Genomic DNA, 1198 nt, shown 5'->3' with positions numbered 1-1198 from the left:
TAATCCACTGCGGTTCAAATAGCCGATAGCCAATTGATCACCAGCTAGATACAACTCACCGGGGACACCCACTGGCGTTTCTCTCAGGAAGCTATCTAGCACATACACCTGCGTATTCCATACGGGTAGACCGATCGGCACACTCGTCCCTAAGCTTTCAGCTAAAATAGAACCAAAAGCCGGACAATACGTCACATCAACCGCCGCCTCAGTTGGACCATATAAGTTGTGTAATGGCGCCTCTATCCAGCGTGCATATTGATTAGACAGTTCTTTCGATAATGCCTCACCAGAACAGAAAACACGCTGTAAGCTTCGAGCGACACGCTCACCTTGTTCATGACTGTTTTCTATCGATGCCATAAACGCAGCAAGCATAGACGGTACAAAGTGCATGGTTGTCACTTTGTAGTCATTGATGATCTGCATTAACCACTCCGGATCTTTATGCGATTCCGGTGGTGCCATGACCAAGCTCGCACCTTCAATCAGCGGCCAGAAGAACTCCCAGACGGAAACATCAAAACTGCATGGCGTTTTTTGCAAGACCACATCTTGCGCATTGAGTGTATATTCATGCTGCATCCATTTCAGGCGGTTTACGATAGCCTGATGCGAAACTAACACGCCTTTCGGATTCCCTGTCGAGCCAGATGTATAGATAATGTAGGCCCCATGATAAGGCGTAAGTCCATCCTTCTCTTCCGTCAGCGTGGAAGCCACTGGTTTAGGAAGTTCATCCAAAATCAGCAACTCTCCGAATGCAGAAAAGCGCGCTCGGTGCTCAGATGTCGTGATGATCAGCTTAGGCTTCGCATCATTGACCATGTACGCCAACCTTTCGTCTGGATAACCCACGTCAAGCGGTAAGTAAGCGGCCCCACATTCAATAATACTATTGAACGCAAGACTTAACTTCGTACTTCGTGACAACGCAACGGCAACAATATCGCCAACACTCACTTTGTGCTGCCAAAATAACTCTGCTATCGCTTTCACCTGCCCTCTCATTTCGCGATAAGTGAAACTTCGGTCTTCATCAATCAAAGCAAGCTTCTCGGGCGTTTTCTCAGCTTGTTGCGCCATCAACGAACGCAAGGTTTGCTCTGGTAACGCAACTTTGGTCTGGTTAATACGTTGCTGTAACTCAATTTCATCAGCAAGACGTAAATCTAACTGGGTCAAACTTGCCTCTGGT

At 47.4% G+C, this 1198-nt stretch carries 1 protein-coding gene; it reads right to left on the bottom strand.

Annotated features, from left to right (window positions below):
• Positions 1-1185: AMP-binding protein (locus IQR33_RS32585; RefSeq protein WP_322631757.1), on the bottom strand; the 1185-nt coding region annotated here is incomplete at its 3' end.
• Between the last annotated feature and the right edge of the window lie 13 nt (positions 1186-1198).

It is taken from the genome of Vibrio sp. OPT46 (assembly GCF_015163535.1).
Classification (GTDB): domain Bacteria; phylum Pseudomonadota; class Gammaproteobacteria; order Enterobacterales; family Vibrionaceae; genus Vibrio; species Vibrio alginolyticus.
This window is presented reverse-complemented; position numbering and strand designations above follow the sequence as displayed.